The sequence below is a fragment of the Hymenobacter endophyticus genome (assembly GCF_032464715.1).
Lineage (GTDB): Bacteria > Bacteroidota > Bacteroidia > Cytophagales > Hymenobacteraceae > Hymenobacter > Hymenobacter endophyticus.
The window spans coordinates 184318-209584 of sequence record NZ_JAWDJT010000009.1 but is presented as its reverse complement, the minus strand read 5'-3'; the positions used below and the strand labels follow the sequence as shown (position 1 = coordinate 209584).

The 25267-nt window shown below is 58.0% G+C and carries 26 protein-coding genes; 12 read left to right on the top strand and 14 right to left on the bottom strand.

From position 1 onward, the window contains the following. Positions 1–16: 16 nt before the first annotated feature. The 5 genes from ROI90_RS14585 to ROI90_RS14565 all read left to right on the top strand — a co-directional run bounded on the left by ROI90_RS14585 (position 17) and on the right by ROI90_RS14565 (position 3915). Complete coding sequence (locus tag ROI90_RS14585; RefSeq protein WP_315999088.1) at positions 17–1000, top strand: hypothetical protein; 984 nt, start codon at positions 17–19, stop codon at positions 998–1000. Between the two features lie 189 nt (positions 1001–1189). Next, positions 1190–2008: an NADPH-dependent F420 reductase gene (locus tag ROI90_RS14580; protein ID WP_315999099.1), complete on the top strand. Its 819-nt coding sequence runs from the start codon at positions 1190–1192 to the stop codon at positions 2006–2008. Between the two features lie 205 nt (positions 2009–2213). Continuing rightward, positions 2214–2387 (top strand): hypothetical protein, encoded by a 174-nt coding sequence (locus tag ROI90_RS14575; RefSeq protein WP_315999087.1) that lies wholly within the window; start codon positions 2214–2216, stop codon positions 2385–2387. 590 nt (positions 2388–2977) lie between these two features. After that, the gene (locus tag ROI90_RS14570) at positions 2978–3337 is read left to right on the top strand and encodes a hypothetical protein (protein WP_315999086.1); all 360 of its coding nucleotides are present in this window, start codon (positions 2978–2980) and stop codon (positions 3335–3337) included. Between the two features lie 92 nt (positions 3338–3429). After that, positions 3430–3915, top strand: coding sequence for a hypothetical protein (locus tag ROI90_RS14565; protein WP_315999085.1), 486 nt, complete (start codon positions 3430–3432; stop codon positions 3913–3915). A gap of 38 nt (positions 3916–3953) precedes the next feature. On the opposite strand, the gene ROI90_RS14560 is transcribed toward ROI90_RS14565, so the two are convergent. The 5 genes from ROI90_RS14560 to ROI90_RS14540 all read right to left on the bottom strand — a co-directional run bounded on the left by ROI90_RS14560 (position 3954) and on the right by ROI90_RS14540 (position 8639). After that, a complete protein-coding gene (locus ROI90_RS14560) occupies positions 3954–4664 on the bottom strand; it encodes a ThuA domain-containing protein (protein WP_315999084.1) in 711 nt (236 codons plus the stop codon). Positions 4665–4792: 128 nt separating this feature from the next. Then, a complete protein-coding gene (locus tag ROI90_RS14555; RefSeq protein ID WP_315999083.1) occupies positions 4793–5791 on the bottom strand; it encodes a glycoside hydrolase family 43 protein in 999 nt (332 codons plus the stop codon). A 35-nt stretch (positions 5792–5826) separates the two neighbouring features. Continuing rightward, complete coding sequence (locus ROI90_RS14550; RefSeq protein ID WP_315999082.1) at positions 5827–6750, bottom strand: NmrA family NAD(P)-binding protein; 924 nt, start codon at positions 6748–6750, stop codon at positions 5827–5829. Positions 6751–6935: 185 nt separating this feature from the next. Beyond that, on the bottom strand, positions 6936–7289 hold the full coding sequence (locus ROI90_RS14545; RefSeq protein WP_315999081.1) for a hypothetical protein: 354 nt from the start codon (positions 7287–7289) through the stop codon (positions 6936–6938). Between the two features lie 42 nt (positions 7290–7331). Continuing rightward, the gene (locus ROI90_RS14540; RefSeq protein ID WP_315999080.1) at positions 7332–8639 is read right to left on the bottom strand and encodes a PAS domain-containing protein; all 1308 of its coding nucleotides are present in this window, start codon (positions 8637–8639) and stop codon (positions 7332–7334) included. 209 nt (positions 8640–8848) lie between these two features. Here ROI90_RS14540 and ctlX point away from each other — a divergent pair, with 209 nt between their 5' ends. Next, the gene (ctlX, locus tag ROI90_RS14535; protein WP_315999079.1) at positions 8849–9793 is read left to right on the top strand and encodes a citrulline utilization hydrolase CtlX; all 945 of its coding nucleotides are present in this window, start codon (positions 8849–8851) and stop codon (positions 9791–9793) included. A 143-nt stretch (positions 9794–9936) separates the two neighbouring features. Continuing rightward, positions 9937–11052, top strand: a complete 1116-nt coding sequence (locus ROI90_RS14530) for an SPL family radical SAM protein (RefSeq protein WP_315999078.1) — start codon at positions 9937–9939, stop codon at positions 11050–11052. A 132-nt stretch (positions 11053–11184) separates the two neighbouring features. Here ROI90_RS14530 and ROI90_RS14525 read toward each other — a convergent pair whose 3' ends face one another. From ROI90_RS14525 to pncA, 4 genes are all read right to left on the bottom strand, one after another. Then, positions 11185–12699 carry a malate:quinone oxidoreductase gene (locus tag ROI90_RS14525; protein ID WP_315999077.1) on the bottom strand — a complete coding sequence of 505 codons (1515 nt, stop codon included), beginning with the start codon at positions 12697–12699 and terminating at the stop codon, positions 11185–11187. Between the two features lie 140 nt (positions 12700–12839). Beyond that, a complete protein-coding gene (locus ROI90_RS14520) occupies positions 12840–13379 on the bottom strand; it encodes a GNAT family N-acetyltransferase (protein WP_315999076.1) in 540 nt (179 codons plus the stop codon). A 107-nt stretch (positions 13380–13486) separates the two neighbouring features. Beyond that, positions 13487–14590 (bottom strand): mechanosensitive ion channel family protein, encoded by a 1104-nt coding sequence (locus ROI90_RS14515; RefSeq protein WP_315999075.1) that lies wholly within the window; start codon positions 14588–14590, stop codon positions 13487–13489. A 145-nt stretch (positions 14591–14735) separates the two neighbouring features. Continuing rightward, a complete protein-coding gene (pncA, locus tag ROI90_RS14510) occupies positions 14736–15326 on the bottom strand; it encodes a bifunctional nicotinamidase/pyrazinamidase (protein ID WP_315999074.1) in 591 nt (196 codons plus the stop codon). A 145-nt stretch (positions 15327–15471) separates the two neighbouring features. Between pncA and ROI90_RS14505 the strand changes: the two genes are divergently transcribed. Beyond that, the gene (locus tag ROI90_RS14505) at positions 15472–15900 is read left to right on the top strand and encodes a BLUF domain-containing protein (protein WP_315999073.1); all 429 of its coding nucleotides are present in this window, start codon (positions 15472–15474) and stop codon (positions 15898–15900) included. A 101-nt stretch (positions 15901–16001) separates the two neighbouring features. Then, positions 16002–16928: a hypothetical protein gene (locus ROI90_RS14500; RefSeq protein ID WP_315999072.1), complete on the top strand. Its 927-nt coding sequence runs from the start codon at positions 16002–16004 to the stop codon at positions 16926–16928. Here ROI90_RS14500 and ROI90_RS14495 read toward each other — a convergent pair. Both ROI90_RS14495 and ROI90_RS14490 read right to left on the bottom strand, forming a co-directional pair. Continuing rightward, on the bottom strand, positions 16925–17455 hold the full coding sequence (locus tag ROI90_RS14495; RefSeq protein ID WP_315999071.1) for a 2'-5' RNA ligase family protein: 531 nt from the start codon (positions 17453–17455) through the stop codon (positions 16925–16927). The two genes, ROI90_RS14500 and ROI90_RS14495, sit on opposite strands and share 4 nt — an antisense overlap. A gap of 48 nt (positions 17456–17503) precedes the next feature. Next, positions 17504–19084 carry a T9SS type A sorting domain-containing protein gene (locus ROI90_RS14490; RefSeq protein ID WP_315999070.1) on the bottom strand — a complete coding sequence of 527 codons (1581 nt, stop codon included), beginning with the start codon at positions 19082–19084 and terminating at the stop codon, positions 17504–17506. Positions 19085–19333: 249 nt separating this feature from the next. On the opposite strand from ROI90_RS14490, the gene hutI reads away from it, so the two are divergent. From hutI to ROI90_RS14475, 3 genes are all read left to right on the top strand, one after another. After that, entirely contained in the window at positions 19334–20593 is a 1260-nt protein-coding gene (hutI, locus tag ROI90_RS14485; RefSeq protein ID WP_315999069.1) for an imidazolonepropionase, read from the top strand. Positions 20594–20731: 138 nt separating this feature from the next. Then, positions 20732–21529: a PhzF family phenazine biosynthesis protein gene (locus ROI90_RS14480; RefSeq protein WP_315999068.1), complete on the top strand. Its 798-nt coding sequence runs from the start codon at positions 20732–20734 to the stop codon at positions 21527–21529. A gap of 58 nt (positions 21530–21587) precedes the next feature. Next, complete coding sequence (locus ROI90_RS14475; RefSeq protein WP_315999067.1) at positions 21588–22661, top strand: tetratricopeptide repeat protein; 1074 nt, start codon at positions 21588–21590, stop codon at positions 22659–22661. Positions 22662–22672: 11 nt separating this feature from the next. Here the strand turns inward: ROI90_RS14475 and ROI90_RS14470 are convergent, their stop codons facing one another. From ROI90_RS14470 to ruvC, 3 genes are all read right to left on the bottom strand, one after another. After that, positions 22673–22891, bottom strand: coding sequence for a KTSC domain-containing protein (locus tag ROI90_RS14470; protein WP_315999066.1), 219 nt, complete (start codon positions 22889–22891; stop codon positions 22673–22675). A gap of 111 nt (positions 22892–23002) precedes the next feature. Beyond that, entirely contained in the window at positions 23003–24307 is a 1305-nt protein-coding gene (locus tag ROI90_RS14465) for an ankyrin repeat domain-containing protein (RefSeq protein WP_315999065.1), read from the bottom strand. A 165-nt stretch (positions 24308–24472) separates the two neighbouring features. Then, positions 24473–25111, bottom strand: a complete 639-nt coding sequence (ruvC, locus tag ROI90_RS14460; RefSeq protein ID WP_315999064.1) for a crossover junction endodeoxyribonuclease RuvC — start codon at positions 25109–25111, stop codon at positions 24473–24475. Positions 25112–25267: the final 156 nt, after the last annotated feature.

Genomic DNA, 25267 nt, shown 5'->3' with positions numbered 1-25267 from the left:
TGTATACAATGATCTAATGCAAAGACTTTTATATTATCCAGGTTTTGAACCGCCAAATTTAAATTGGTTAAAATTTTCAATATTATATTGTGAAAATGTGCAATGTATAGTCCCTTATGATAGGCAATATATGCTTTCAAATGAATTTAGAAATGTTATAGATTTATCAGACCTAATAGATCTACATAATCCAGGCCATTACGAAGCTGATAGAGCTACGATAAGAGCTGTAAGAGAAATAGAGCGTATTCTTCATAAGCCCTATCAATATAGTTCTTTGTTTCATCAAGTTAACACCTTGACAAGGTTGCGTAATCGGGATAATTGGAATAATATCGTATATAGAAGTAAATTTACTGGTGAATGGATTGACTTCTGTTTGCAAGAAGGAGTAGGAAGAGAAATAGATGGAGGTGTACTTCTTTCTGAAGAATTAGCATTTATTTTTATGACCCATCTAGCTAAGGAAGTGGCTATAAGTAATGATAGAGTAATTGCTACAGATAATATTAAATATAATAACTATACAAGTTATTCGATTCCAGCTAACAGAGTTAATGATAGAAAATCTTCATTTGCAAGAAGTGTGATTTCATTAAGTATGCCAGTTAACATAGAAAGCGCTCCTTTATATAAATTGCTAACCTTCAGAAGTAAAAATAGGGACCTTATAAGCGCTTTTAATAGGCAATTGAAATTATACAACGATAATATAAGTAACGGTATGCTTAGCGGTGATTTTATAAAGGAGTTCAAGGATTTAAAGAGTGAGATATATAAAGAATTATTTGTACATGGAATGGCAAGTGTAGGGGTAGCTTTGTCTTCTTATATTTTTCTGAAAAATGGTCTGGATTATAATGCTGAGTATGCAAAAGAAGTTGTGGGCGCACTGGGTGGTGGTTTTGGTGGATATTTTAGTATTAAAAAAACATTATTTGAGCCAAATGATCGAAAAAGCTGTGGAAAATATTTCGCTAATTTAAGTCGTTTAAAATAGTGAAATATATTATTTCTTGTTGGTGTATTATGTAACAACCGCAATGTGCTCCTTTTAAGCATACAAGTTCACTCGACTTGTATGTCATGCTGAGCCGTGAGGTAGAAGTTATATCACACCAACTCTTTGCCAAAAACCATTGCCAACGCCGCCTGAGCCCCGCTCCGGCGGCGTTGCTCATTCTGGCCCATCCCAACAAGAAAAAAGCAAAACGCCCACTTCCGTTGTTTACTCCCTGCGCCGGCACATCACCGGCGCACGAACCAAACAACGCAACCTATGAACATCGGAATCATCGGCGCCGGCCACATCGGCGGCGCCCTAGCCGGGCGGCTGACGGACCTCGGCCACCAAGTATACATTGCCAACTCCCGCGGGCCCGAAACCCTCAAAGACGTGGAGCAGAAAACGGGCGCCAAGGCCGTGACGGCAGAGGAAGCCGCCCAGCACGGCACCGACCTCGTGGTGGTAACCATCCCGCTCAAGAACATTCCCGACCTGCCCAAAGACCTGCTGGCCGGCGTGCCCCGCGAGACGCCCATCATCGACACCAGCAATTACTACCCCATGCTGCGCGACGGCAAGATTGCGGAGCTGGAAACCGGCAGCCTCACCGAGAGCGAGTGGGTGCAGCAGCACCTGGGCCGCCCGGTGGTGAAGGTGTTCAACAACATCTACGCCGACCACCTTCAGAACAAAGGCGTAGCCGCCGGCACGCCCGGCCGCATTGCCTTGCCCGTGGCCTCCGACGATGCCGCCGCCAAGCAGAAAGTAATGGCCGTGGTGGAGGAGTTGGGCTTCGACGCCGTGGACGACGGCACCCTGCATGAGTCGTGGCGGCAGCAGCCGGGTACGCCTTCCTACGGGGCCGATATGCCCGCCGACAAACTGCGCGAGCACCTACAGAGCCTGGGCACGGAGCGCACCGAAGAGCAGCACAAGGAGTTCCTGGCCAACCACGCCAAAACCGAGCAGGCCATGGCCGACCAAGGCATTAAGCTGAAGTAGCACGCGAGGCCGGCTTCCCAGGCACAGAAGCCGGCCTCTTTTTTTTCTTGCAGTTCAACAGTTGTTCAATTTGTGACTTCCGCTGAACCCGCAGTTATGTTGCCATGATTTACTTACCCGTTTTTGCCAAAGGCTGCCCGCTCTGAGTACCAACTTGAAGCGCCAGGAAAAACGAGTTCGGAAACTTCAGCAAGCCTTTGGCACCGTGAAAGCAGGCCGATTTGCGGCCTACCCCGCAAAGTTTTCCAACGTGCAGGTGTCGCGCGTTAACTTCGGCACTGCTCGTGGCTGCGCCTTTTGCTTTCCCCACGCCCCCGAAACCAGCAATTCTACGCTCAATAAGGGCCAGCGCACCTGGAAGCAATTCCGCCGCACTTAGTGGAAATACTAATCTTGGAGCCCCAGGAATTAGCGCCGCCCCGATGTACCGGGGCGGCGCTTTGTGTTTCCAGGCAATACCTTGCTGTCTGTGCCCCTTGTGTTTAGCTCGCCATCCATATCTTACCTTCCATAAGTGCCTGTGGAAATTTTTGGCACAGTAGCTCAGGTGTCCTGTTGCTAAAAGCTCCTTGGAAAGCAATACGATGGAGGGCGAAGCTAGAGCGCGAGGCAATAGCATGTTAGATAGGGAGTTGTGCTACCGAGGCTGGTAAGTATGCAACTGTCGGTTGTGGCTTAGTTGGCCTTTCTGATCCGCTACCCTGCTCTTGCAGTTGTAGAGTATAGTTGGTTCCTAATACTCGTTGCTTGTACAAGTGAAACTGCGGGAGCAAGCTCGCCGGGGTAGGCTTGATACGGTTGCATAGCACAGTTGGGCTGCCGACGCGGATAACTGAGCTTTACCGATGACTGAGCTGCACCAACCAGCAACCGGCAGAAAGCGTATGCAGGGGCATGCATCCCATCGTGCCCTGGCTTCCGCTGTTGTTCATCCCGGTTTTCGGGGCGTTCTGGTGCTTGGTTGTTTTCATGATTTCCCACATGGGCTGGAGCCGTCTGGCCGCGCAGTATGCCGTGCCAGCAGTGCCAGCCACCGTGAACCAGGAAACGCTGACTTTTGCCCGAATTGGGGTAGCCAAGTACAACAACGCCGCCCGCATCGGGTTCACGGTGGAGGGCCTGTACTTATCTACCTGGAAAATATTTTTTGTAGGGCACCCGCCGCTGTTTATTCCGTGGGCGGCATTTGGTCCGGTGCAAACCCAGACGTTTCTTTGGGCCACTACTTACACCACCCACATCAGTACTACCACTGGCCAGGTACCCTTCGCCTTCAGCAACAACCGGTTATTAGCCGCGCTATCAGCCGCTCAGTCTGCAGCTCACTAGCGACGCAGAAGTTACGTTGTAAACAACGGGTATAGTACCAAATTGGTTGTCAGTGAATTACTATGGTAAATCGTCATTGCTCACTGCTCGGTATGGTACAGCCCCTATTCTTTCCGCTGCTGGCTGCTCTGCTATGTCTGGCCACTTCTGCCACCGCCCAAACTACCTGCGCCCGGCCCATTATCCAGCTGTTGCACAACGAGCAGCCAATAGCGGCTGCAGGTAGTGCCTTGGTGCCCGTTGTAACACTACGCGTAGAGCCGGAAGCTGGGTGCCCGGCTCAGGAGTATCGGTTTCGGCATGCGCAAGTAACGCTGGTACGCCGGGGACGGCCGGTGCTGCCCAGCAAACGTGTACAAGATTCCGAGCTTAATCTGCAGGCTTTGTTACGTACTTACCAGACGGGTGACCATCTGCTCATATTTATTGCCTACCAGGATGTGGCGCTGGTTTCTTCCTCCGGTACACTGGTTCCTCTGGCCACCGCGAAAGATGCCAAGCCCAAGACCGGCCAACTCGACCTGCGAACCGACGATTCCAAGGGTATCAGCTTTCGGTGGCTACTGCAGCGGCCATAGCCAAAGCAGAAATGAGAAATTGCAGTAATGCCGCCGCTCTACTTTGGCCCGATGGCATACCGGATTCCGCCCAGCAGATGCTGCTGAAACAGCGGCTCACTGAAGCTTTCGGTGGTGTGTCCGCCAGCCGTGTAAAATGCCCGGCCTCCCGCAAACTCATGGTACCAGGCAATAGGGTGGTTGGAGCCGTTGGTGCCGCCAGAGTAGGTCCGCTCATCAAGCGTTGCCAGTACGGTGAGGGTAGGGCTCAGGTCCCGGAAGTTATACCACTCATCGGTGCGGGTCCACTGGGCCGGCAAACCCGCCGTTGCAGGATGGGTATTGTTGAGCACCTGAATAGTAGCCGTTTGGATGGCCGGGTGCCCATTGAAGTACGCACCCACCAAACGCCCGTACCAGGGCCAGTTGTATTCGGTATCCGTGGCGGCGTGTACGCCCACGAACCCCCGGCCTCCCCGGATGTACTGCTCAAATGCCGTTTGCTGCTCCTCGTTCAGTACATCCTGGGTGGTACTCAGGAATATAACTGCCTGGTACGGCTGCAGCCCGGTGGCGGTGAAACGCCCGGCATTTGTGGTGGTATCTACCCGAAAATTATGCTGCTGGCCCAGGGTCTGAATGGCCCGGATACCAGCCGGAATAGACTCATGGCGAAAGCCACTGGTTTTGGAGAAAATCAGCACGGAAGCCGTGGGCTGGGGCTGCGGCTTATTGGTTCCGCCCGAGGTGCAAGCTCCCAGCGTGTGCATAGCAAGAGTGCAGGCTAACCCCAACAAGCGCATAACCGGAGCATCAATAAGTGAACTGTAGCTTACGGGTGTGGTGATGAAGAGGTTAGCAGTGGGGGAATGACCGGCACGAGTTGCCTAACCAGCGGCTACAGCTTTCGGGCAGGCACGCCTTCCTGGGTGATGCTAACCGGCTGGATACGGCCTTGCGCGTCAAAGTATAGCCGATCAATGCAGGTAACGCGGTGGTTCTGGTCGGTTTCGGTCAGGGGGCGGCGGTGGTACACAATGTACCACTCATCGGTGCCCGGCACCTGCACCACGGAGTGGTGGCCGGCCCCGGTGGCCACGGCCGGGTCCTGCTGCAAAATTTTGCCTGCCCGCTGCCACGGCCCCAGCGGCGAGTCGGCCACGGCGTAGGCTACCGAGTAGTCGGGGCCGGCCCAGCCGCCCTCACTCCACATAAAGTAGTACCTGCCCTGGCGGCGGAACATGATGGGGCCTTCTACATAGTTTTGCGGCGTAATTTCCTTGTAAATAGTACCGTCGGGGAAGGGCAGGAAGCCAGTAAAGTCGGGTTTGAGGCGCGCAATATTGCAGTGCGACCAGCCACCGTACACCAGGTAGTACTGCCCATCTTTGTCTAGGAACACAAACTGGTCGATGGGTTGCGCGCCGTTGTGAATGTTACCGACGAGGGGCTTGCCCAAATAGTCCCGGAACGGCCCCTCCGGCCGGTCGGCTACGGCCACCCCAATCCCGCCTACTTCGCCCTCGTGCACATCATTGGCCCCAAAAAATAGGAAGTACTGCTTGCCCTTCTGCACCACAGCCGGAGCCCACATGGCCCGCCGCGCCCACCTGATGCTGGTTGTATCCACGATGCGCGGGTGCTTGGTCCAGTGCACCAGATCGGGCGAGGAAAAGGCGTCCAGAAATACCTGCTGGTTGAAGGGGGCCGAGTAGGTGGGGTACACCCAGTAAGTTTTGCCGAAAATAACCGCCTCTGGGTCAGCGTACCAGCCAGGAAAGATAGGATTGCCGGAGCGGGCTGCCAACTTGGTGGACTTGGCCGGTGAGGCTACCTGCGAAAAGGCTAGTTGAGCCACTACCAAGCTCGCGGCAGTGCTGAGCAAAAATTTCTTCATGCCCTGAAGAAACTAAAAAGCTTGCTAACAACAAGCTAGGCTTGCCTGGCCAGCACCTCCCGAATCTGGGTGTAGTGAATATCGGGGTAGCGGCTAGTGTCGAGGTGGAGGAGCTTGGCCTGCCCGCTGAGCATATTGTGCAGGTACTGCATGCCCTGCCAGGGTGGAAATACCTCTTTTTCGGCGGGTACTAGGGTGCGGGTTATCTTAATCATGCCGGCCAGGAAGCCCAGTCCGCCCACGCGCAGCAGTTGAAACGGCTGGCCAAATGCCGCACTGGCCTCGGCCTGCAGCTGCCGGATGCTGGCCACCTGCCCGGCCACCCGGAGGTAGCGGGGAGAGGAGGAATCCAGGGCCGCCGCGGCAGTAAAGTTGGCCGTGTCTACCATAGTGGTGAAGTCCAGCGGCTGCTCAGCGTCGCCCCAGTACACAACACGCCGGATGCCCGGCTGCACCAGTGGCGCCTGCCCGGTCAGCAAGTCCATGAACATGCCGTTGAAGATGGACGTAGCCTGAATGGGGGCCTGAGCCAGCCGCCGCTGAAACTCTCGGCGCAAATCAAAGTTGCGGTTAGCACCTTCGGGCAGGCGGGTAAAGTCGGCCGAGAAATCCGACGGGATAAAGCGGGGTACGCCCGCCGCCACGGCCGCATCCAGCAGGCGGGTTTGGGCATCCACAATAATATCGCGCAGCCCCGACAACGCCGATACCACGCAACTGGCTCCAGCGCAGACCTGGGTAAGAGCGGGCACACTGGCAAAATCCACTGCCACCACCTCCACGCCCTGCAGCCGCAACGATTCGGCTTCGGCCTTGTGGATGGACTCCGGCCGAACCAGAGCCCGCACCGCCGCGCCGCGCCGGCGCAGGTGGTGGGCTATGAGCAGGCCCAGGGCTCCGGTGGCCCCCGCTAATACAATGGTAGATGGAGCAGAGGAAGAGGTGTTTTGATCAGTCATGACGGAATAAGCACCGGGTGGGTAAAATCAGTACGCTGCGTGAAGTGTGGCTTTTACCCAGCTACTACTGCCCGGCTTGCCGGAAAGTTGCCGTTTACTTTGCCCGAAACCTGACCCAGGGTTTCGCGCAAAGTAAAGCCCCGCTTTGTGGGTGGGGCTTTGTTTTGGTAAGGCTGACCAGGAAATCAGCGGAGGCTTTGCTCCATTTTCTTCAGCACTTCCTCCATGCGGGTGCCGTGGGCTTCAATCTGCTCCAGGCCTTTGCGGGCCTCTTCCAGCTGGCCTCGTTGGTGCATGCCTACCAGTTGGCGGCCCGTTTGCAAGGTGTCGGACAGGATGCGCTCCAGCTCCCGAACTAGGGGGGCACTGCCGTGTTGGGGCTTGATGACCGTTTCAATCCACTGCCCCAACGGGTTGTCGCGCACGGAAAACAGGGCCTCGTCCGCGTCCCGCACCCCATACAGCACGGAGCGCAGGCGCGACTTGAACAGCACCTGTTTGATGCGGGCCTGCTGAAAATCCAAGCTGGTTAATTCCATAGAAGCGAGAGGGGTTCCCGGGTAAAAAGCGAAAATATTCGGCTAGCCGCGCGGCTGACTGCCAAGCTGCTCCAGAGTTTGGCGGGTTTTTACCAGGTCGGTTACGTCGTAGGCAAATGCCAGCAGCCCCACAATTCGCCCGTCTTCGCGGAAGGGCTGGTAGGAGAAATTTAGGTACACCTGCTGCAGCTTACCATCGGCCCCTATCAGGGAGAAAGATGCCTCAGCTGCGGCGAAGGGCGTGCCCGTTTGGTATACCTGGTCGAGCAAGGCACTAAAGCCCTGCTCCGAGGCCTCCGGTACCAGCTCGGCCACCGTACGGCCCAGCAGTTCGCGGCCCGCAAACAAGGCCTTGTAGCCTGGGTTCACGTACTCGTACCGGTGCTCAGGGCCGCGCAAAATGGCAAACATGGCCGGCGCCGTTTCCAGCAGGCTGTACAGCATGTCGCGCTGGCTGGCTGCCGCCCGGGAAGCCGCATAGGCCTGGTCAGAGAGGAGGGCCTGCTGTTCGTTGGCTTCCAGCAGTTCCTGCACCATCTGCTTCTGCTCCTGAATATCGGTGTTGCTGCCAATCCACATCAGGACGTCGCCAGTAGCCGTGAGGCGGGGTGTACCGCGCACCAACTGCCAGCGGTGCTGCCCGTCGTGGCGGCGCAGACGGTATTCCGCCTGAAAATCGGCAGCCGTAGCTACTGCTTGCTGCCAAACCTGGTCGAAGCCGGGCCGGTCTTCCGGGTGAATAAGCTCCAGCCAGGCCGGGCCCATCAACTCCTCGGCCGCCCAGCCCGTGAACTGCTGCAGGCGTTGGTTAGAGCCATCGAATACGCCGGCGGGGGTAGCCGTCCAGACCATAACGGGTAACGACTCCAGAATAAAGCGGGTGCGCTGCTGCTGCTCATCCAGCTGCTGCTGTACCTGGGCATGGCGCTGGGCGGCCAGCTGCTGCTCGGTCACATCCTCCGTTTTCTGCAGAATAAACCGCAGCTGGCCGGTGGGGTCCAGCACCGGAAAGTGGGTAGCCTGCCAATACCGCTGCTCGTACCCACCCCCGTTTTCCGTGGGTATGGGCAGGTCGTAGCGGATGAGTGGCATGGTGTCGGGGGCGTGGAACTGGCGCACATGCTCATGGGAGCGGCGTACTACCTCACCCTCCGTATCGGAGTTGGGCGGCCACACGGTGAAGAAATCCAGGCCTACCACTTCCTCGCGCTGCCGCTCAGGCAGCGAGGACGAGGCATGGGCATCATTCAAATCCAGCACCACACCCTCGGGGGAGAGTAGCAGGTATTTATCGGGCAGCGCCCGAAACAGGTTGAAGTACTCAGCAACCGTGGGAGGGGTAGTTTGCATAGGAGGCGTCAGGTCAGCGGACGTAGCCGGGTACAAATCAGTAGCAAGCCAGCAAAGGTAGCGTGTACTGTCCAGTTTTGCAGAACAAAGCCCGGCAAGATTCTTCCCGGCTCTGGTGCATAACCAGCAAGAACTCAGGCACCCGCACTGCCGGCCCGGAAACCAGCGGCCATGTTGTTTATTTGCAGCCCCACCCACTCCCTACCTTCATGCAGTCCACCGATACCGTGTTCATGGTGCGGCCCACGCGCTTTACCTTCAATGTTGAAACGGCCCAGTCTAATCATTTCCAGGGTTTTGTAGCCGGCGCCGATGAGGACAAGATTCAGGCCCGGGCCTTTGCAGAGTTTGACGCCATGGTAGCCCGGCTGCGGGCAAGGGGCCTGCACGTGCTGGTGTTTGAGGATACGCCGGAGCCGCATACGCCCGATGCCGTTTTCCCGAATAACTGGGGCACTTTCCACCCCGATGGGCGGGTGCTGCTTTACCCCATGTGCGCGCCCAACCGCCGCCCGGAGCGCCGCCCCGATATTCTGGCCGCCTTATCGGGGCAGTTTGTAGTAACGGAGGTAACCGATTTATCAGCTCACGAGCAGGAAGAGCGGTTCCTGGAAGGTACGGGTAGTATCATCTTCGACCATGTGTACCGCCGGGCCTACGCCTGCCTCTCGGCCCGCACCGATGAGGGGCTGTTTGAGCAGGTATGCGCTGAGCTGGGCTACCAGCCCATTGCGTTTTCTGCCTATGATGCCCAGGGCCAGAACATTTACCACACCAATGTGATGATGTGCGTGGGCAGCGGGTTTGCGGTTGTCTGCCTGGAAAGCATCCGGAGTGAGACGGAGCGGGCTGCCGTGGTGGCCTCCCTCACCGATACCGGCCACGAAATCATTACTATCAGCCTGGAGCAAGTGGGGCGGTTTGCGGGCAATCTGCTCACGGTACGCCCGGCCGCCGGCCCCGAGCTGGTAGTGCTTTCCCGGAGCGCCCATGATGCCCTGACCCCCAGCCAGCGCCACCGCCTCAGTCACTACGCTGAGCTGCTGCCCTGCGCCATACCGACCATTGAAACCATTGGGGGCGGCAGTGCCCGCTGCATGCTGGCCGAAGTATTTCTGCCTAAGCTAGGGAAGAAAACTCAACTTGCAAGCTAAAACAGGCAGCTAGCTGGTCAGCTAAAACAGTGCTCATACCAGGCAGAAAGCGGCCGAAAAGTATCTACTGAAAACCACTCCTGTAAGCCATAATAGTAGGTTGTGCGGGAGCTTTCGGCCGGGGCGGAATGTTAGTATTTACTATGTCCCAAGGCCAGCTTTTTCCTTCGCTTGATGTATTAGCGCCTACCGCGCAGCCTCGCACTCACGCCGCCAAGGTGTGGCTGCCCAAGCGCGTAGTATTTACTCCGGATGCGCTTGAGCAGGAGTTTGAGCAGGAGTTTGGGCAGCAGATTTTGCAGCGGGTTACGGCGCACGGACTGGAGGTAGAGCTGCTCAAAAGCAACCGCCTGACCGGGGTGCGCGGCGAAGACGCGCGCGACACCTACCGCCGGGCCAAAAGCACCCTGGCTGTGGTGTGCGCTCCGCCCAGCGCTTTGCGCCTGCAACCCACGCCACCCTCCGCCGACTGGCAGATGAACCTGGCCGAGGGTTGCCCCGCCCACTGCCAGTACTGCTACCTGGCGGGCAGCCTGGCCGGGCCACCGGTGGTGAAGGTGTTTGCCAATTTGCCCCAACTGCTGCGCAATACGGCCGCCTATGAGCGGCCCGACCGGCCAGTCAGCTTCGAGGTGAGTTGCTACACCGATGTGCTGGGCATAGAGCACCTGACCGGGAGCCTGGCAGAGTGCATCCGCTACTATGGGGAGCGGGAGGGTGCTACGCTGCGCTTCGTGAGCAAGTTTGACCAAGTGAACTCCTTGATGGGGCTGCCGCACAACGGGCGCACCCGGGCCCGTATCAGCCTGAATGCGGAGGCCGCCGTGCGGGGGCTGGAAGGCGGTACGGCCTCGGTGGAGGCCCGGTTGCAGGCCCTGCGCAAACTGGCATTGCCGCCCGAGCAGGGTGGGGGCGGCTACCCGGTAGGCGTGGTGCTGGCCCCTATTATGCCCTTGCCGGGCTGGCAGCAGCAGTATCGTACCCTCCTCGACCGTCTGGCCGCCACCCTGGACTTTCCCTGTGACCTAACGCTGGAGTGCATCACCCACCGTTTCACACCTGGCTCCAAAGAGGTGCTGCTACAATGGTACCCCAACACCAGCCTGGACTTTTCCGAAACTGCCCGGGCCGTGAAGCGGAGCAAATTCGGGGGTACCAAATTCGTGTACCAGCCCGATGACATGCGCACCCTGAAGAAGTTCTTTCAGCAGGAATGGGCACAACGCTTCCCCCAGGCTCCGCTTTTATACTGGACCTAGTGCGCCGTTCTTCTATTATGCCTTGTTTTGCCCGGCCTAGTAGATAACGCCCGGGTGCTTGCTTCAGCCTTCAACAGAAAAGCCCGCCGGACACTGAGGTCTGACGGGCTTCTCTGCTAAAGGCTGCTGAAACTACTCGGCTACTACCTCGTTCAGGCCTAGTACAGTGCTGGTGTGGGCGCGGAGCTGCGCTACCAGTTGCGGGTTGTCGTTGAGGTTCTGCCCGAATGAGGGAATCATTTCCCGCATTTTTGCCTGCCAGGCTGGGGTGCGGGCGCTTTCCGTAAAGCAGCGCTGAATCAAGCCAACCATGATGCTGACAGCCGTGGAGGCCCCCGGCGAGGCGCCCAGTAGGGCAGCAATGGAGCCATCGGCGGCAGCTACCACTTCGGTGCCGAACTCCAGCACCCCGCCTTCCTTCGCGTCTTTCTTGATAACCTGCACGCGCTGGCCGGCCGTTTCCAGCTGCCAGTCCTCGGCCCGGGCTTCGGGCAGGTACTCGCGCAGGGCAGCCAGCCGGTCTTCCGGCGACTGACGGACCTGGTTGATAAGGTATTTGGTGAGCGGCAGGTTTTTGAGGCCCGCAATGATCATGGGGCGCATATTGCTGAGCTTTACCGACAGGGGTAAATCCAGGTAGGAACCCTGCTTCAGAAATTTGGTGCTGAAACCGGCGTAAGGCCCAAACAGCAGCTCCCGCTTGCCATTAATTACGCGGGTATCCAAGTGGGGTACCGACATGGGTGGGGAACCCACGGCCGCTTTGCCGTACACTTTAGTGTGGTGGCGGGCAATTACCTCGGGGTTGATGCACTTCAGCCACTGCCCGCTTACCGGGAAGCCGCCAAAACCTGCCCCCTCCGGTATACCCGACTTAATGAGCAGGGGCAAAGAGCCCCCACCAGCCCCAATAAACACAAACGGCGCCCGAATTTTTACCTTCTCATCGGTGGTAAGGTCACGGGCTTTCACGCGCCAGCTGTTATCCTCCTTGCGCTTGATGCTTTCCACATCATGGTGAAAGTAAAACGATACGCCGGGCTTTTCCTGGAGCAGGGTAAACATGCCCCGGGTCAGGGAGCCAAAGTTTACATCGGTGCCCAGGTCCATGCGGGTCGCAGCTACGGGCTGCTGTGGGTCGCGCCCATCCATTACCAGCGGCATCCAGCGCTCCAGCTCAGCCTGATCCTGGCTGAACTCCATACCCTGAAACAACGGGGATTGGGTGAGGGCAGCGTGGCGCTTACGCAGAAATTCCACGTTCTTCGGGCCCCACACAAAGCTCAGGTGTGGAATGTGGTTGATGAAGCGGGTGACGCCCGTTACCTGGTACTTCTCCACCAGATAGGCCCAAAACTGCTTCGACTGCTCAAACTGCTCGGCAATTTTGATGGCCTTGCTGATGTCGATGCTGCCGTCGGGCTTTTCGGGGGTGTAGTTTAGCTCACAAAAGGCCGAGTGGCCGGTGCCGGCGTTGTTCCAGGCATCGGAGCTTTCGGCGGCGGCTACATCCAGCCGCTCAAAAATGGCAATGGTGAGGTCGGGCTGCAACTCCTTCAGCATCAGGCCCAGGGTTGCACTCATAATTCCAGCTCCAATCAGCACCACATCGGCGGTGAGAGGAGCAGCGCTGTCGGTCGTGCTCATGCGTAGTTCAGAATAGGACTTACGAAGTACGGCAGAAAGCGAAAAAGGTGGCCTCCGGGGGCAAAAGAAATCTGCGGCTGAGCTTGGCCACAGCGTCAATTTGCCGGTTTTAGGAGCAGTTTACACTACCTGAGAGCTGCCTAGGAGGCCAGTTGCCGAGCTTGCCACTCGTGGTCGAGCATGCTCATCTCAACCAGGCTCCAGTACTCGCCTTCGTAGCGCAGAATGTCGCGGGAGCATCCTTCCGTATGCATACCCGCGCGGGTATAGGCCCGGATGGCCGCCTCATTGAAGTCGTACACGCCCAAGTCGATGCGGTGCAGGTGCAACTGCTCGAAACCAAAGCGCAGAGCTTCCGTGAGCATGCGGCGGGCCAGGCCGCGGCCACGCTGTTCCGGGGCAATAAACACCCGACTGATGCGCGCGGAACTGTTTTTCTGGCTGAGGCTGCCCAACGATATATGCCCCACTACTGCCTCTGTGGTTGTATCAACGGCCCTGAATATGAATACATCTGACTCACCCAGGTGGTTGGTATCCTGCAGGTACCAGTCCAGCTTGTCGGGGGTTAGGGGAAAGTTGAACATCGGGCCCGCCCAGTTCATAAGCAGATGGGGCGAGTCAATCCAGGCAATAAGTTGGGAAAAGTCTTCGGGGGTAAAGTATTCCAGGCGGATCATGCAGCAGAGAGCGAGCCGGGTGAAAACCCACCTGTTGGGCGGAATATGCCGGTTCTTAACCCACGAAGATACGGCCCCCCGCATGGGTTTCCGCACGGCGCCGGGTTTTATTCGGCAGCGGCAATGGCCGAGGTAAAGGGCTGATCGGTGGGCGCGGTGAGGGTGCGGGTTTTGGGCAGACTTTCGGGGTAGTGTTGCTGAATAAAATGCACCATCTGCTCCCGTACGTCGCAGCGCAAATCAAAGGCTTGGCTGGAGTTGCTGGCACTCACCAGACAGCGAAGCTCCAGGGTGCGCTCCTTGGAGTCTGTCACCTGCAGCACGCACACGCGCTTATCCCAGAGAGGGTGCGCCGCCACCAGGCGCTGCAACTCGGCCCTCACTTCCGCTACCGGAATGGTATAATCAGTGTAGAGAAATACGGTGCCCAGAAGCTGGGAGGCTGTGCGCGTCCAATTCTGAAAAGGCTTTTCTATGAAGTAGTTAAGTGGCAACACCAGCCGCCGCTCATCCCAGATGCGCAGCACCACATAGGTGAAGGTAATTTCCTCAACCCGGCCCCATTCGCCTTCCACTACCAGCACGTCATCCAGCCGAATAGGCTGAGTGAAGGCAATTTGGAAACCGGCCAGCAGGTTGCTGATGGAACGCTGGGCAGCAAAGCCCACAATTACCGAGGCAATGCCCGCCGAGGTGAGCAGGCCCGTCCCGATTTTACGCACCGTAGCAAAGCTCATGAGTACCAGGGCCAGAGTCACGAAGATGATCAGCGACACGGTCAGTTTCTTCACAAACTGCAGCTGCGTAAACAGCTTCCGCACCCGCAGGTTGTCTTCGGAGGTAATCTGGTAATAGCGTTCTACCAAGGCCTGCACCACATCTACGGCCTTCACCAAGCACCAGGCAAAGGTGGTGAGTAAGGCCGTTTCCACGAGGCGGCGGGCTACTTCCAGGGCTTGGCTGGGTAGCAGCGTAAGGGGCAGAGTAAACGAAATGACCAGCACCGGCAGAAACCAGCTGGCTGGCTGGCACATATGCCGCCCCACTGCCTGAGCCAGAAAAGTCGACTCGCGGCGGGCGTAGCGGCCCAGCGCCTTAAAAAACAACCGGGCCAGCAGCCAGCCTACCGCCGCACTACCCAGTACTACCCCTGCTGCCCGCAGAAAAAGCTCTAACTGAGTGGGCAGCAAATCGGGGAGTTGGAACGGCATGGGGTAGGAAAACAGCAACCAGCCTACTTACCGCCTCCGGCCGGCAAAGGTTGGCCCTGCCTCATTCTGGCGCGCAACCCAAGACGCCTTTGCGCCTGATAACCGTCTGAGGGCATCTGAAAGCTGAGGAAGCGGTAGGGGGATGCTACTGCACCCTGGCACCCCGCTGCTCCAGCTGCTGCCGGGCCTGCTGATAGCCCTCCGCCGAAATAGCCCGCGTGGCCGCTTCCAGAAATACCACCCGGAAACCTTCCTGCAAAGCATCCAGCGCCGAAAAGAATACGCAGTAGTCAGCAGCCAGCCCGCAGACGTGCACTTCCTGCACGCCCCGGCCCCGCAGGTAATCGGCTAAGCCAGTGCTTTTGCGGTGGCCGTTATCGAAAAAGCCGCTGTAGGAGTCAATTTCGGGGGAAGTACCTTTGCGAAAGATGGCCTCAATGCGGTTCTGATGCAGCTCGGCGCTGAATTCCGCGCCGGTCGTGCCCTGCACGCAGTGGTCGGGCCAGAGGGTTTGGGGCAGGCCATGCAGCTCAATCTGGGAGAAGACTTCCTGGCCGGGGTGCTGGCTGGCAAAGCTTTGGTGCCGGGCCGGATGCCAGTCTTGGGTAGCTACTACCAGCTCGTAGCGAGGCTGCAACTGGTTTACCAGCGGTAAAATCTCATTGCCCCCGGCTACTGCTAAAGAGCCACCTGGCAGGAAATCGTTCTGAATATCAATGAGTAACAGCGCGGTCATGAGTAAGGAGCTTACGGAGAAAGGAGGAGCGTTGCAAAATGGGAATAATTGGATTCAAAATAGCATCCTGGATTGTTACCTTTGGGTAGATTTCATCGTATTTTTTATCGGTTGATTTATACTTCCGATTCTTAGGCACCCTGCTATGGCTGGTTTACATCATCTCATCTATCAAAGTACAGCAGTACTGCCTTTGTCTGGAGCTGAGTTGAGCCGACTGCTTATACAGTCCCGCACTCATAACGACGAAGCCGGGGTTACGGGTATGTTGCTCTACGATGGTAGCCGGTTTTTGCAGGTGCTGGAAGGCCCTCCTGACAGCATAGACGCCATTTTTGGGCGTATTCGCTTCGACTGTCGCCACACCGAGGTAGAAGTGTTGGCCAATGGGCCGGTAGCGCAACGCCAGTTTGGTAACTGGTCGATGGGGCTGGTCAATCATATTGAAAGCCCGGTTATTGGTATTGACGACGTGCAACCCACTCTGCTCACGGTTCAGGATGCGGGGCTGTGCATGCTGCTGCACGATTTCCAGCGTCATGCCGGAAATGCCCGTCTGCAAACCTTGTTTTAACTTGTTTTAAGCCGTGGCCGGTACCCATACCTGCCAGAACTGTCGTTACCTTGCACGCCTGCTACGCCTGGAGTTGTGTTGCCAGCGCGTGGTAGCGTGCCATGATAAAAGGATGTATTATTCACTGGACCGGAGCCATTGCATTGATAGCAAGTGCCCAGGCGCCGGTATATGCCCAGGTAGCCGCCCGGCCAGTGGCGGGTACGCAGGTGTGGCTGGTACCACCCACGGGCTTCGGGCCGGCAGCGGGCTTTACTGGTTTCCGGCGGGGTGAGGCTGCTTTGCAAGTAATTGAGCTGAAAGGTGGAAACTACTACCGGCAAGTAGCTGGGTTCAGCAAGGAGCGTTTTGCCGCCAAAGGGGGCAATGTGTTGCAGTACCAGGAAATTCAGGGCCAGCCGTACCCAGCCCGGCTGGTACGGGTGCAGTTGTCGCCGGCGCTGGAGTCGGCGCAGCTGTTGTTCGGCGACTCTACGTTTGCCGTGCTGCTGGACGCCCGCTACCCCGCCGCCGATACGGCCCTGAGCACGGCCATGCGCCGCAGCTTGCTCAGCGCTACCTACCATAAGCCGGAAGCCAGCGCCCCCTCCCTGGCTAATGCTCCTTTCCAGCTCGATGAAAAAAAGTCGCCGTTTGCGCTGGCTGAAACCAGTCGGGGCCGCTTCATCTACTCGTTAGGTGGGCAGCGCAAACCTACCTACGGCACCGAGCCCATTGTCACAGTCGGTTCCTTTCCCATCAACCAGTCCGTAACCGCCGCCGACATCAGCCAGCAGGCCCTGAGTCAGCAGCCAGGCCTAGTGGGCTTCATGCCGCGCAAGCAAACATCCGGCAAAGTAAACGACCTAGTAACCTACGAAACGGAAGGGTTTGCCCAGCTCAACGGTAAGCGGGTGCTGGTGTACCAGCAGGTAACGGTAATAGGCAGCACGGCCATTACGCTGTTGGGTATAGCGCAGCAGGAGCCGGAAACAGCGTTGGCGCAGTTTAAGAGCCTCACACACACCATCACGGCCCGCAAACACTAGGCTGGCACTGGGCCCGCAAACGGTACTTGAAACAGCTCCCGCCACGGACCACCCTCGTAGGCCCATACCGTGAAGCCCAGCCCCGTTACGGTACTCGGTGCAAAGTCAGTTGCCAGCTGCTCGTGCAGGGCGCGGGCCTGGGCTGGGTCTACTTTGTTTTGCACGGTGATGTGCGGGCGCAAAGGTTGGCGGTCCTGGGGTAGCAGCCACTCCGACCAGGCAGTTTGCAACTGGCGGTGCAACTGCTGAAGGGCTGTGTTTTCGAGTGTGTAGGCCACGCCGCGCCCCAGAAACCGCACCCCCGTAACCTGCAACAGCAGGGGGGCGGTACGGGCCGCCACCCCGAGAAGCTGCTGCTGAACTGCCGCCACCTGCTCACCGGGCAAATGGTGAAACAGCGTTACGTGGGCCTGCAGGTAGTTGCGCTCCGGCGGGAAATGCTGCTGGCGGAGGCCCGTGTAGTAGGCGTGGGCCTCCGCATTCAGGGTGAGCGTAATGATGAGCGGGGCAGAAACAGGGGCGAGCATAGCAAAGGCAAAAATTTCCCTTACGTACTCGGTTTCTATTTGATATGGTTACCGGTTCGGGCCGGAAGCCAGCACCACCCGAATTGTGCGGGTAGAATTGGCCTGACGCACGCGCAGCAAGTACACGCCCCCGGGCAGGTCGGCGGTGCGGAACTCTGTCGTAGCAATGCCGGCTTCCAGCTGTTGCTGGCGCACCAGGCGGCCCCGGGCGTCGTACAGTTCCAGCGTGGTGGCGGAGGCCGTAAGGGGCAGTTGTACGCGCACGAACTCAGTGGCAGGGTTCGGGTAAGCCTGCAACTCAGCCGCAGCGCCCACCACTTGCACTCCCGAGTACGCTACTTCTCCGGAGGCGTCGTGGATGGCTAGGCGGTAGTAGCTGGTGCCAGGCAGGGGGCGGGCGTCAAGGGCCGAATACTGCTGACCGTAGGGCTGGTTGCCGGCCTTTACCCGCAGTACCGGCTCCCAACGGGTAGCCGTAGTGCTACGCTCTACTTCAAAATACGCGGCATGCTCCTCACTGGCAGTAGCCCAGCTCAGACGGGTGCCAGCAGCGGAGGCTTCTGCGGCAAAGCTCACCAGTTTCACGGGCAGGGGCAGCGCATCCTGGAAGCTTACCGCGTCCCCGCGGGTGCAGCCCAGCGCGGCCCCGTAGGAGCGGCCGGTGTAGTTGCCCGTCTGGTTGTCGATGCGGTAAATGTCACCGGTAGCGGCCCGTACCGCATACACGTTGTTGAAGCGGTCCGAAAACATAGCCCCAATGTTCTTGTCGGTGGCAGTGGTAGCGGGTAGGGGAGTGGCAACGGTGGTAGTAAGGGCCACTGGGGTTGAGCCCGGGCTGCTAATGGTCAGGTATTGGTCGGAGAGGCCCAGGTAGCTGACCAGCGTGCCGGTTTCCTTGTCAAATACCCAGTCCTGAATACCGCCTTCCGGAGTAGGGCCGCTACCGTTGGCGCGAATATAGGCCTGGGTCTGAGTGCGGAAGCTTTCCACCACGGCCGCCGTAGCGGGGTCAGTGGTATTGAGCCGGCGCCAGGTGGGGGCCGCAAAGGCCGAGAGGTTTACGGTGCCCACGTACAGCCGCACGTCCGTTACCTGGGCCGTACCGGGCAACGGGAAGCCGAAGAGAGTAGAGAAAATAACCCGAAACGTAGCCCCACCAGTGTAGTAGGTACCATCAGGGCCGCTGTCGGCTACAAAGTTCAGCGTCTGGCGCACATCAACCGACGTTTGGCCGCTGGCGGTTGGGGTCAACTCGCCGGTCGGAGGGGTATCCGGAGGCGTCACCGGGCCAACCGAGTCGGCCAGGGCCGTGCTGAGGTTGATACGGTAGAGCTGAGGCACAAACGTGGTGAAGTTGTCCAAGCTCTGCTGCTCCACCCGCATCCCGTACAGCGCCGTCTGGTCGGCCTGGTTATAGCCCAGGGCATTTATGATCAGGTTATTGCCGTTGGCCGAGCTGCGGATGGTGCCGATGGGCTGCATGGAGCCATCCTGCCGCACTTGGTATAGCTGGGAAGGATTACGCGCCGAAGCCGGACAAACCGCCGAAACGGCGTAGCTGCTGGTTGGAAGCTGAGCCCAGGCCGGGGTGCTGGCGAGCAGCAAAGAAGCGAGTATGAGGTTTTTCATTTTGGGAAGTCGGTTTACTGGAAACGTAAATCGTAACTATCTGAAGAAGCCTGCTTTACTACTAGCAGTAAGATACGGATTGTGAGCGTTAAACTGTAACTTCTCAAAAATGGATACACTTTATTAAATTGAAAATTACATGTTTATATAGCCGTATTTAAGTGTAAGGACGAAGTGAATTGGGTACTCCGGCGGGGTGTTGCCGAGGTTCTGCGCATCTTTGCCTGCTTCCTCTCAACCTGTTACCGCATGGCTTACACTCTCCTGATTCGCAACTGCGGCCAACTCCTGACGCTGGCCGGCGCGTCTGCGGACCGGCCACTGGCTGGGGCCGCTCAGCAGCACTGGCGCGTGATACCCAACGGCTATGTAGCCTGCGTGCAGGAGCAGATTGTAGCCCTGGGCCCCATGCCGGAACTGGACGAAGCCGAGGTTACACCAGCCACAGTGGTGCTGGACGCTGGCGGGCGGGTGGTGATGCCGGGCCTGGTGGAATGCCACACCCACCTCGTGTTCGGGGGCAACCGGGCCGGGGAGTTTCAGCGCAAGCTTCAGGGCGAAACCTACCTCGATATTCTGGCCAGCGGGGGCGGTATTCTGAGTACCGTGCGCGCCACTCGCGCCGCTTCGGAAGCCGAGCTGCTTGCTACTGCCCTGCACCATCTGGAGGGTTTCCGGCGCTACGGCGTAACCACGCTGGAAGCAAAAAGTGGCTATGGCCTGAATACCGAAACGGAGCTGCGTCTGGTGCAAGTAGCCCAGCAGGCCGGCCGCCGGCAGCCGGTGCGGGTGGTGCCCACGTTTCTGGGTGCCCACGTGCCCGGCCCGGAATTCAAGGGCCGGCCGTTGGACTATCTGCAGATGCTGGTGGAAGAAGTGCTGCCGCGCCTCTCGCCCGCGCAGGTGCCCTTCGTGGATATTTTCTGCGAGGAAGGTGCCTTTTCGGTGGATGACTCGCGCTGGTATCTGGAGCAGGCCCGGGCGCTGGGGTTCGGACTGAAAATCCACGCCGAGCAGCTCCACGACCTGGGTGGCTGCGAAATGGCGGCGCAGTTGGGAGCCACCAGCATCGACCACGCCGACTACCTGACGCCGGCCGCCGCCGCGCGCATTGCCCGCCAGAGCCAAGGCCGTACGGTGGCCGTACTGCTGCCGCTGGTGCCACTGTTTCTGCGGCAGGAGCGGTATGCGCCTGGCCGGGCCTTCATTGATGAAAACTTGCCCGTGGCTATCAGCACCGACTTCAACCCCGGCTCCTGCCCCAGCAAAAACCTCTGGCTGGCCCTGCAAATGGCTTGCTTAAAAATGGGCCTGACGCCCGCCGAGGCCGTGGCCGCCGTCACCCTGAATGCCGCCTGGGCCATCGGGCAGCAGCAGCACTGCGGCAGCCTGGAGCCCGGCAAGCGCGCCGACATCCTGGTGCTGGACGTGCCTACGCTGGAGGAAATACCCTACTGGCTGGGCGAAAATCCGGTGCGGCAGGTTGTTATCGGCGGGCAGCTGATGTAAGCGCTATGCAAGAAAACTGACTGATTTCCTGGGCGGATATGTAGTTTGGCGCAGAATTGCTTCGATACTATGCCAGACTAAAGGTCACCGACTGCGCCATATCTTACAGTCTTTTTAATTTACTGATTACTGCTACTCATGCTCCTGCCCATCTACCAAGTTGATGCGTTTTCAGACCGGCCGTTTGCCGGTAACCCCGCCGCTGTGTGTCCGCTTACTGAGTGGCTGCCGGCCGAAACCATGCAGGCCATTGCCGCCGAAAACAACCTGGCCGAAACAGCCTTCTTCGTGCCAAAAACCGGCAATGAATACGAAATCCGGTGGTTTACGCCGGCCGTGGAAGTAGAGCTGTGCGGCCACGCCACCCTGGCCTCCGCCCACGTGCTCTACCGCCACCTGCAGTTTCAGGAGCCAGAACTCGTGTTCCATTCCAAAAGCGGCCCCTTGCGGGTAGCTCAAAGCCCCAATGGCATGCTGACGCTGGATTTTCCGGCCCGCCCGCCCCAGCTCATTCACTACCACCCCAACGGCCTGGTGGACGGATTGGGAGCCACGCCGTTGCAGCTGCTGGCTGGGCCCGATCTGGTGTGCGTGTTCAATACCGAAGCCGAGGTGCGCGCCCTGCGCCCTGATATGGCCCGGCTGGCCCGCGTAGAGTACCGGGGCGTAATTGCTACCGCCCCCGGCTCCGAAGGAGTTGATTTTGTATCACGCTTTTTCGGGCCCCGCGTGGGTGTGCCCGAAGACCCGGTGACCGGCTCGGCCCACACCACGCTGGTGCCTTACTGGGCCGAGCGCCTGAGCAAAACCCACCTGCACGCCCGCCAGGTATCGGCCCGCAGCGGCGACCTGTGGTGCGAGCTGCGCGCCGACCGGGTGCTGATGAGCGGCCATGCCGTCACGTATCTGCGGGGCGAGATAGAGCTTGAGGCTTGAGCTTTTGACGTAACCGCTAAGTTCCATCCGGTAATTTTTACTGTATCATAGTTCTCATATGTATAATCACTACGCTTGCTGGTTGCTGGCTTTGGGGCTGAGTTTTTCTGTGTATTCGGCGGGAGCCCAAACTACTGGTAGTCAGGAATTGGTGCAGCAGGGCGTGGCTCTTTACGATCAGGGCAAGCCCGATGAGGCCGTACTGCGCTACAAAGAGGCCCTGAAGCAGGACCCCGCCAACGTTACCGCCCGCTACGAGCTGGCCCTGACTTACAACGCCCTGGGCCGCAACGAGGAAGCTGTAGAGCTGTGCCGGCAGATTCTGAAGCAGGAGGCCGAGCCCGGGCCATCTATTTACAGCACCTACGGCAACGCCCTCGATGGCCTGAAGAAGCCCAAGGAAGCCGCCAAAGCGTACCGGGAAGGCCTGAAACGCTACCCCAACGACGGGGCGCTGCACTTCAATCTGGGCGTGACGCAGGCCACGGCGCTGGGGCATCCCACGGAGGCTATTGGCAGCATACAGCAGTCGGTGCGGTACCGGCCGGGGCACGCCAGCTCGCTGAATGCGCTGAGCCTGCTGTTGCAGCAGGAGGGCAACCGGGTGCCGGCGCTGCTGGCCCGGTTGCGCCTGTTGCAGGTGGAGCCCACCGGCCAGCGGGCCGAGGCCGCTTTGGCCCGCTTCGATGCGCTGCTGGGGCAGGGCGTGGAGAAAACCGGCGCGAAGGCTGTAACCATTAACATCTCCCCGGAAACCCTGAAAAACACCGGTAAAAAAGGCCGGCCTGATAACTTCAGCGCCGCCGACATGCTGCTGAGTATGAGCGGGGCTATGGATTACAGCGAGGAAAACAAAGACAAAACGCCCACCGAGCAGCTCATCCGCAAGCTGGACGCGTTGATTGGCGTGCTGGACGAGCTGCACCCGGCGCAGCAGGAGGGCTTTACCTGGCAGTACTTCGTGCCCTACTTCGTGGAGCTGAAAAAGCAGGGCTACCTGCCGGCCCTGGCCTACTCCGTGCAGGAATCGAGGGCGGCCCGCACGCCCGAGGTGCGCACCTGGCTGGCTAACCACACAGCCACCGTGGAGGAGTTCCGCAGCTGGTCGACGGCGTACGCGTGGCCGAAGTAGGAGCGTAGCCGCTACCCGCGTATCTGTTCCCGCCCGTAGCCGTTGCGCTCCAGCACCTGCTCCACGAACAGGAGCTTATTGGGCAGTTGCAGCAGCGCCGCGTGAACGGCCGCCGGCACGCCCGCGTACCGCACGATACTGCCGTGACGGTACTCAATTTCCAGCGTCTGCGTGGCGGCCTCGTAGCCCACGGCTTTCAGGGAAGTAGAACGAACGGGGCGGCGCTGCATGGATAATGTCGATTGTGTACAGGAAATCTACAAAATAGATGAATCTACCGCTGATGAAATAAATAGTATCCTTCCAAGCTTTCGTAAGTAACTTTAATTATGTACTCTGCTCTATTTTAAAAGAGCAATAAGCCCAGGGAATGGCTTGTCTTTTACATAATCAACGGCTGACAGCCCTAATTTATCTTTTATATGGGTGCGTCCACCATGCTCCATCAAGTACTTGATAGCATCATGACAAGCCTCATCATTAGGGGGACCTGAATCATTGACATACGCTGCCTGCGCTATATACATGATGGGCGTAAGGCCATCCTTGTCTTGAGCATTCACCCGGCTCCCCTTCTCTACTAAAAACTTGATTTTATCAAGCTCCAAGTTCTTGGCAGCGATGATAAGGGGCGTTACGCCAGAAGCGTCACGGGCATTGATATCCATTTTCAATTCGTTTACCACGAACTGAGTGGTTGCCAGGCTTTCATTTACCGCATACATCAGCAGGGTCTGACCACTGGTGTCCCTGTCTTGGATGTTGTACTTGTAGGTAGGAATGAGCCAGCGCAAAAACGCAATATCATCGCTTCGAAGCGCCTGCATCAAAACCGTGCTGCCATCATCGAGACGGTCATTGGGGCGCGCCCCTAATCGTATAAAGTATTCACAAAGGGATTTATTGGCTTCCGCAGCGGCATACGAAAAGGCCGTTTCGCCATTTTCTCCCCTCTTGTTAATGTCAGCTCCCCTCTGCACCAAGTAGTCAACGACTTCTTGGTGTTCGGTTAGCGCGGCTAGCGCTAGCGGGGTTGAGCCTTTTTTGTCTGCCTGATTTATATCAGCCCCATGCTCGACCAGTAGCCTCACAAACTGAAAGATTTTTGCCGGGTTAGAGTCTGTACCATGAGAGAGGAAAATGGCCGTTATCAGCGGTGTATTGCTATACTCATCCTGGATGTTCACCTGCGCACCCTTGCTAATTAGGTACGTGGCCATTGGGTAGTCAAGCTCTTGTGCCGCCAGTAGCAAGGGGGTCTGTCCCTTGTCGCCCAGCACGGGGTCACCGAGTGTTCTGCTATTTACATCGGCGCCTCGCTCCACCAAGAATCGTACGGCTTCCACCTTCTTACTGGTAACGGCTCGGTGAATGAAGGCACGGCCATCATCCCGTCCTTTTTCATCTATGCCTCTGGATAGCAAGTATTTTATTACCTCTACCTGCCCGCCTGCCAAGGCATTCCCAATAATGGTCTGTTCCCATAGGTCGAGAGTGTCCAGTGGGCCTCCCGATTCCACATACTCTTTTACCTTATCAATGTCGCCACTATAAGCTGCCTCATGCACTTCGCTTTTTTGCGGGCCACAGGAATGAAGACAGAAGGCTAGCAACGTAATAGCAAGAGTGATTAGGGCGTTTCTCATTTTCAAAATCCTAGCCAGCGGTGGCCCTAAGCAGTTACTGAAGCATCCACTGCGTTTTAGATAGAGTTTAAGCGGCAATCGGCAGATACTCAATTCCTGCGAATAAAGGTAATCTCAGCAGCTTTTCAGCTGTTTAATAGATTCTCTATCCTTAACTAATACTCCTCACGCCGCCGGCTTCTTCCGCGCGGCAGGGGCTTTTTTGCCGGCGACGGGGGCGGCCAGCTTGTCGGGGTTATCGGCCAGGAACTTGCCCCAGCTTTTGCCGCCGGCTTTCACGTTGTTGCCCTTCTGGTAGTGGTGGCACATGGCTACGGCCAGGGCATCGGTGGCGTCGAGAAACTTGGGGGCCTCCTCGATGGGGGGGAGCTTGAGCGTCTGGCGCAGCATGTGGGCCACCTGCTCCTTGCTGGCGTTGCCGGAGCCGGTTACGCTCTGCTTTACCTTAGTGGGGGCGTACTCCACGTACGGAATCTGGCGGGCCAGGCAGGCGGCAATGGCCACGCCCTGGGCCCGGCCCAGCTTGAGCATACTCTGCACGTTCACCCCAAAAAACGGCGCTTCAATGGCCAGCTCATCGGGCAGATGCTCGTCAATCAGCTCCGTCATACGCTCAAAAATGCGCTTGAGCTTGAGGGCGTGGTTGGTGCCCAGCTTGCGCATGTCAATCACATCATACTCCACCATGCGCACCTGCTGGCCCTGCACCTCAATTACGGCGTAGCCCATCAGGTTGGTGCCCGGATCAACGCCCATAATTACTTTGGGCAGTAGCTCGGAGGAAGAGGCCAGGGGAAGAATCATGGTAGGAGGGCTACGGGCTGTCAGCGGCAGGCTTCAAGTCAGGAGCAATAGGAGGAGAACTACTGGAAAGGTCGAGTGGCAACCCGGAGCCGCGCGCTTCAACTGCCGGAACGGAGTCTTGTGTCCTGAAGCGTGCGGCTGCAGTTTCAGTACCGC

What these genes read in the sequence shown, in the direction of transcription:
- ROI90_RS14495 (WP_315999071.1), bottom strand. Translation starts at nt 17,455, where the DNA reads ATGCTCGCCCCTGTTTCTGCCCCGCTCATCATTACGCTCACCCTGAAT.
- ROI90_RS14565 (WP_315999085.1), top strand. Translation starts at nt 3,430, where the DNA reads ATGGTACAGCCCCTATTCTTTCCGCTGCTGGCTGCTCTGCTATGTCTG.
- ROI90_RS14525 (WP_315999077.1), bottom strand. Translation starts at nt 12,699, where the DNA reads ATGAGCACGACCGACAGCGCTGCTCCTCTCACCGCCGATGTGGTGCTG.
- ROI90_RS14540 (WP_315999080.1), bottom strand. Translation starts at nt 8,639, where the DNA reads ATGCAAACTACCCCTCCCACGGTTGCTGAGTACTTCAACCTGTTTCGG.
- ROI90_RS14550 (WP_315999082.1), bottom strand. Translation starts at nt 6,750, where the DNA reads ATGACTGATCAAAACACCTCTTCCTCTGCTCCATCTACCATTGTATTA.
- ROI90_RS14530 (WP_315999078.1), top strand. Translation starts at nt 9,937, where the DNA reads ATGTCCCAAGGCCAGCTTTTTCCTTCGCTTGATGTATTAGCGCCTACC.
- ROI90_RS14475 (WP_315999067.1), top strand. Translation starts at nt 21,588, where the DNA reads ATGTATAATCACTACGCTTGCTGGTTGCTGGCTTTGGGGCTGAGTTTT.
- ROI90_RS14500 (WP_315999072.1), top strand. Translation starts at nt 16,002, where the DNA reads ATGATAAAAGGATGTATTATTCACTGGACCGGAGCCATTGCATTGATA.
- ROI90_RS14465 (WP_315999065.1), bottom strand. Translation starts at nt 24,307, where the DNA reads ATGAGAAACGCCCTAATCACTCTTGCTATTACGTTGCTAGCCTTCTGT.
- ROI90_RS14570 (WP_315999086.1), top strand. Translation starts at nt 2,978, where the DNA reads ATGATTTCCCACATGGGCTGGAGCCGTCTGGCCGCGCAGTATGCCGTG.
- ROI90_RS14480 (WP_315999068.1), top strand. Translation starts at nt 20,732, where the DNA reads ATGCTCCTGCCCATCTACCAAGTTGATGCGTTTTCAGACCGGCCGTTT.
- pncA (WP_315999074.1), bottom strand. Translation starts at nt 15,326, where the DNA reads ATGACCGCGCTGTTACTCATTGATATTCAGAACGATTTCCTGCCAGGT.
- ROI90_RS14555 (WP_315999083.1), bottom strand. Translation starts at nt 5,791, where the DNA reads ATGAAGAAATTTTTGCTCAGCACTGCCGCGAGCTTGGTAGTGGCTCAA.
- ROI90_RS14490 (WP_315999070.1), bottom strand. Translation starts at nt 19,084, where the DNA reads ATGAAAAACCTCATACTCGCTTCTTTGCTGCTCGCCAGCACCCCGGCC.
- ROI90_RS14560 (WP_315999084.1), bottom strand. Translation starts at nt 4,664, where the DNA reads ATGCACACGCTGGGAGCTTGCACCTCGGGCGGAACCAATAAGCCGCAG.
- ROI90_RS14545 (WP_315999081.1), bottom strand. Translation starts at nt 7,289, where the DNA reads ATGGAATTAACCAGCTTGGATTTTCAGCAGGCCCGCATCAAACAGGTG.
- ROI90_RS14515 (WP_315999075.1), bottom strand. Translation starts at nt 14,590, where the DNA reads ATGCCGTTCCAACTCCCCGATTTGCTGCCCACTCAGTTAGAGCTTTTT.
- ROI90_RS14505 (WP_315999073.1), top strand. Translation starts at nt 15,472, where the DNA reads ATGGCTGGTTTACATCATCTCATCTATCAAAGTACAGCAGTACTGCCT.
- ctlX (WP_315999079.1), top strand. Translation starts at nt 8,849, where the DNA reads ATGCAGTCCACCGATACCGTGTTCATGGTGCGGCCCACGCGCTTTACC.
- ROI90_RS14470 (WP_315999066.1), bottom strand. Translation starts at nt 22,891, where the DNA reads ATGCAGCGCCGCCCCGTTCGTTCTACTTCCCTGAAAGCCGTGGGCTAC.
- ruvC (WP_315999064.1), bottom strand. Translation starts at nt 25,111, where the DNA reads ATGATTCTTCCCCTGGCCTCTTCCTCCGAGCTACTGCCCAAAGTAATT.
- ROI90_RS14585 (WP_315999088.1), top strand. Translation starts at nt 17, where the DNA reads ATGCAAAGACTTTTATATTATCCAGGTTTTGAACCGCCAAATTTAAAT.
- ROI90_RS14520 (WP_315999076.1), bottom strand. Translation starts at nt 13,379, where the DNA reads ATGATCCGCCTGGAATACTTTACCCCCGAAGACTTTTCCCAACTTATT.
- hutI (WP_315999069.1), top strand. Translation starts at nt 19,334, where the DNA reads ATGGCTTACACTCTCCTGATTCGCAACTGCGGCCAACTCCTGACGCTG.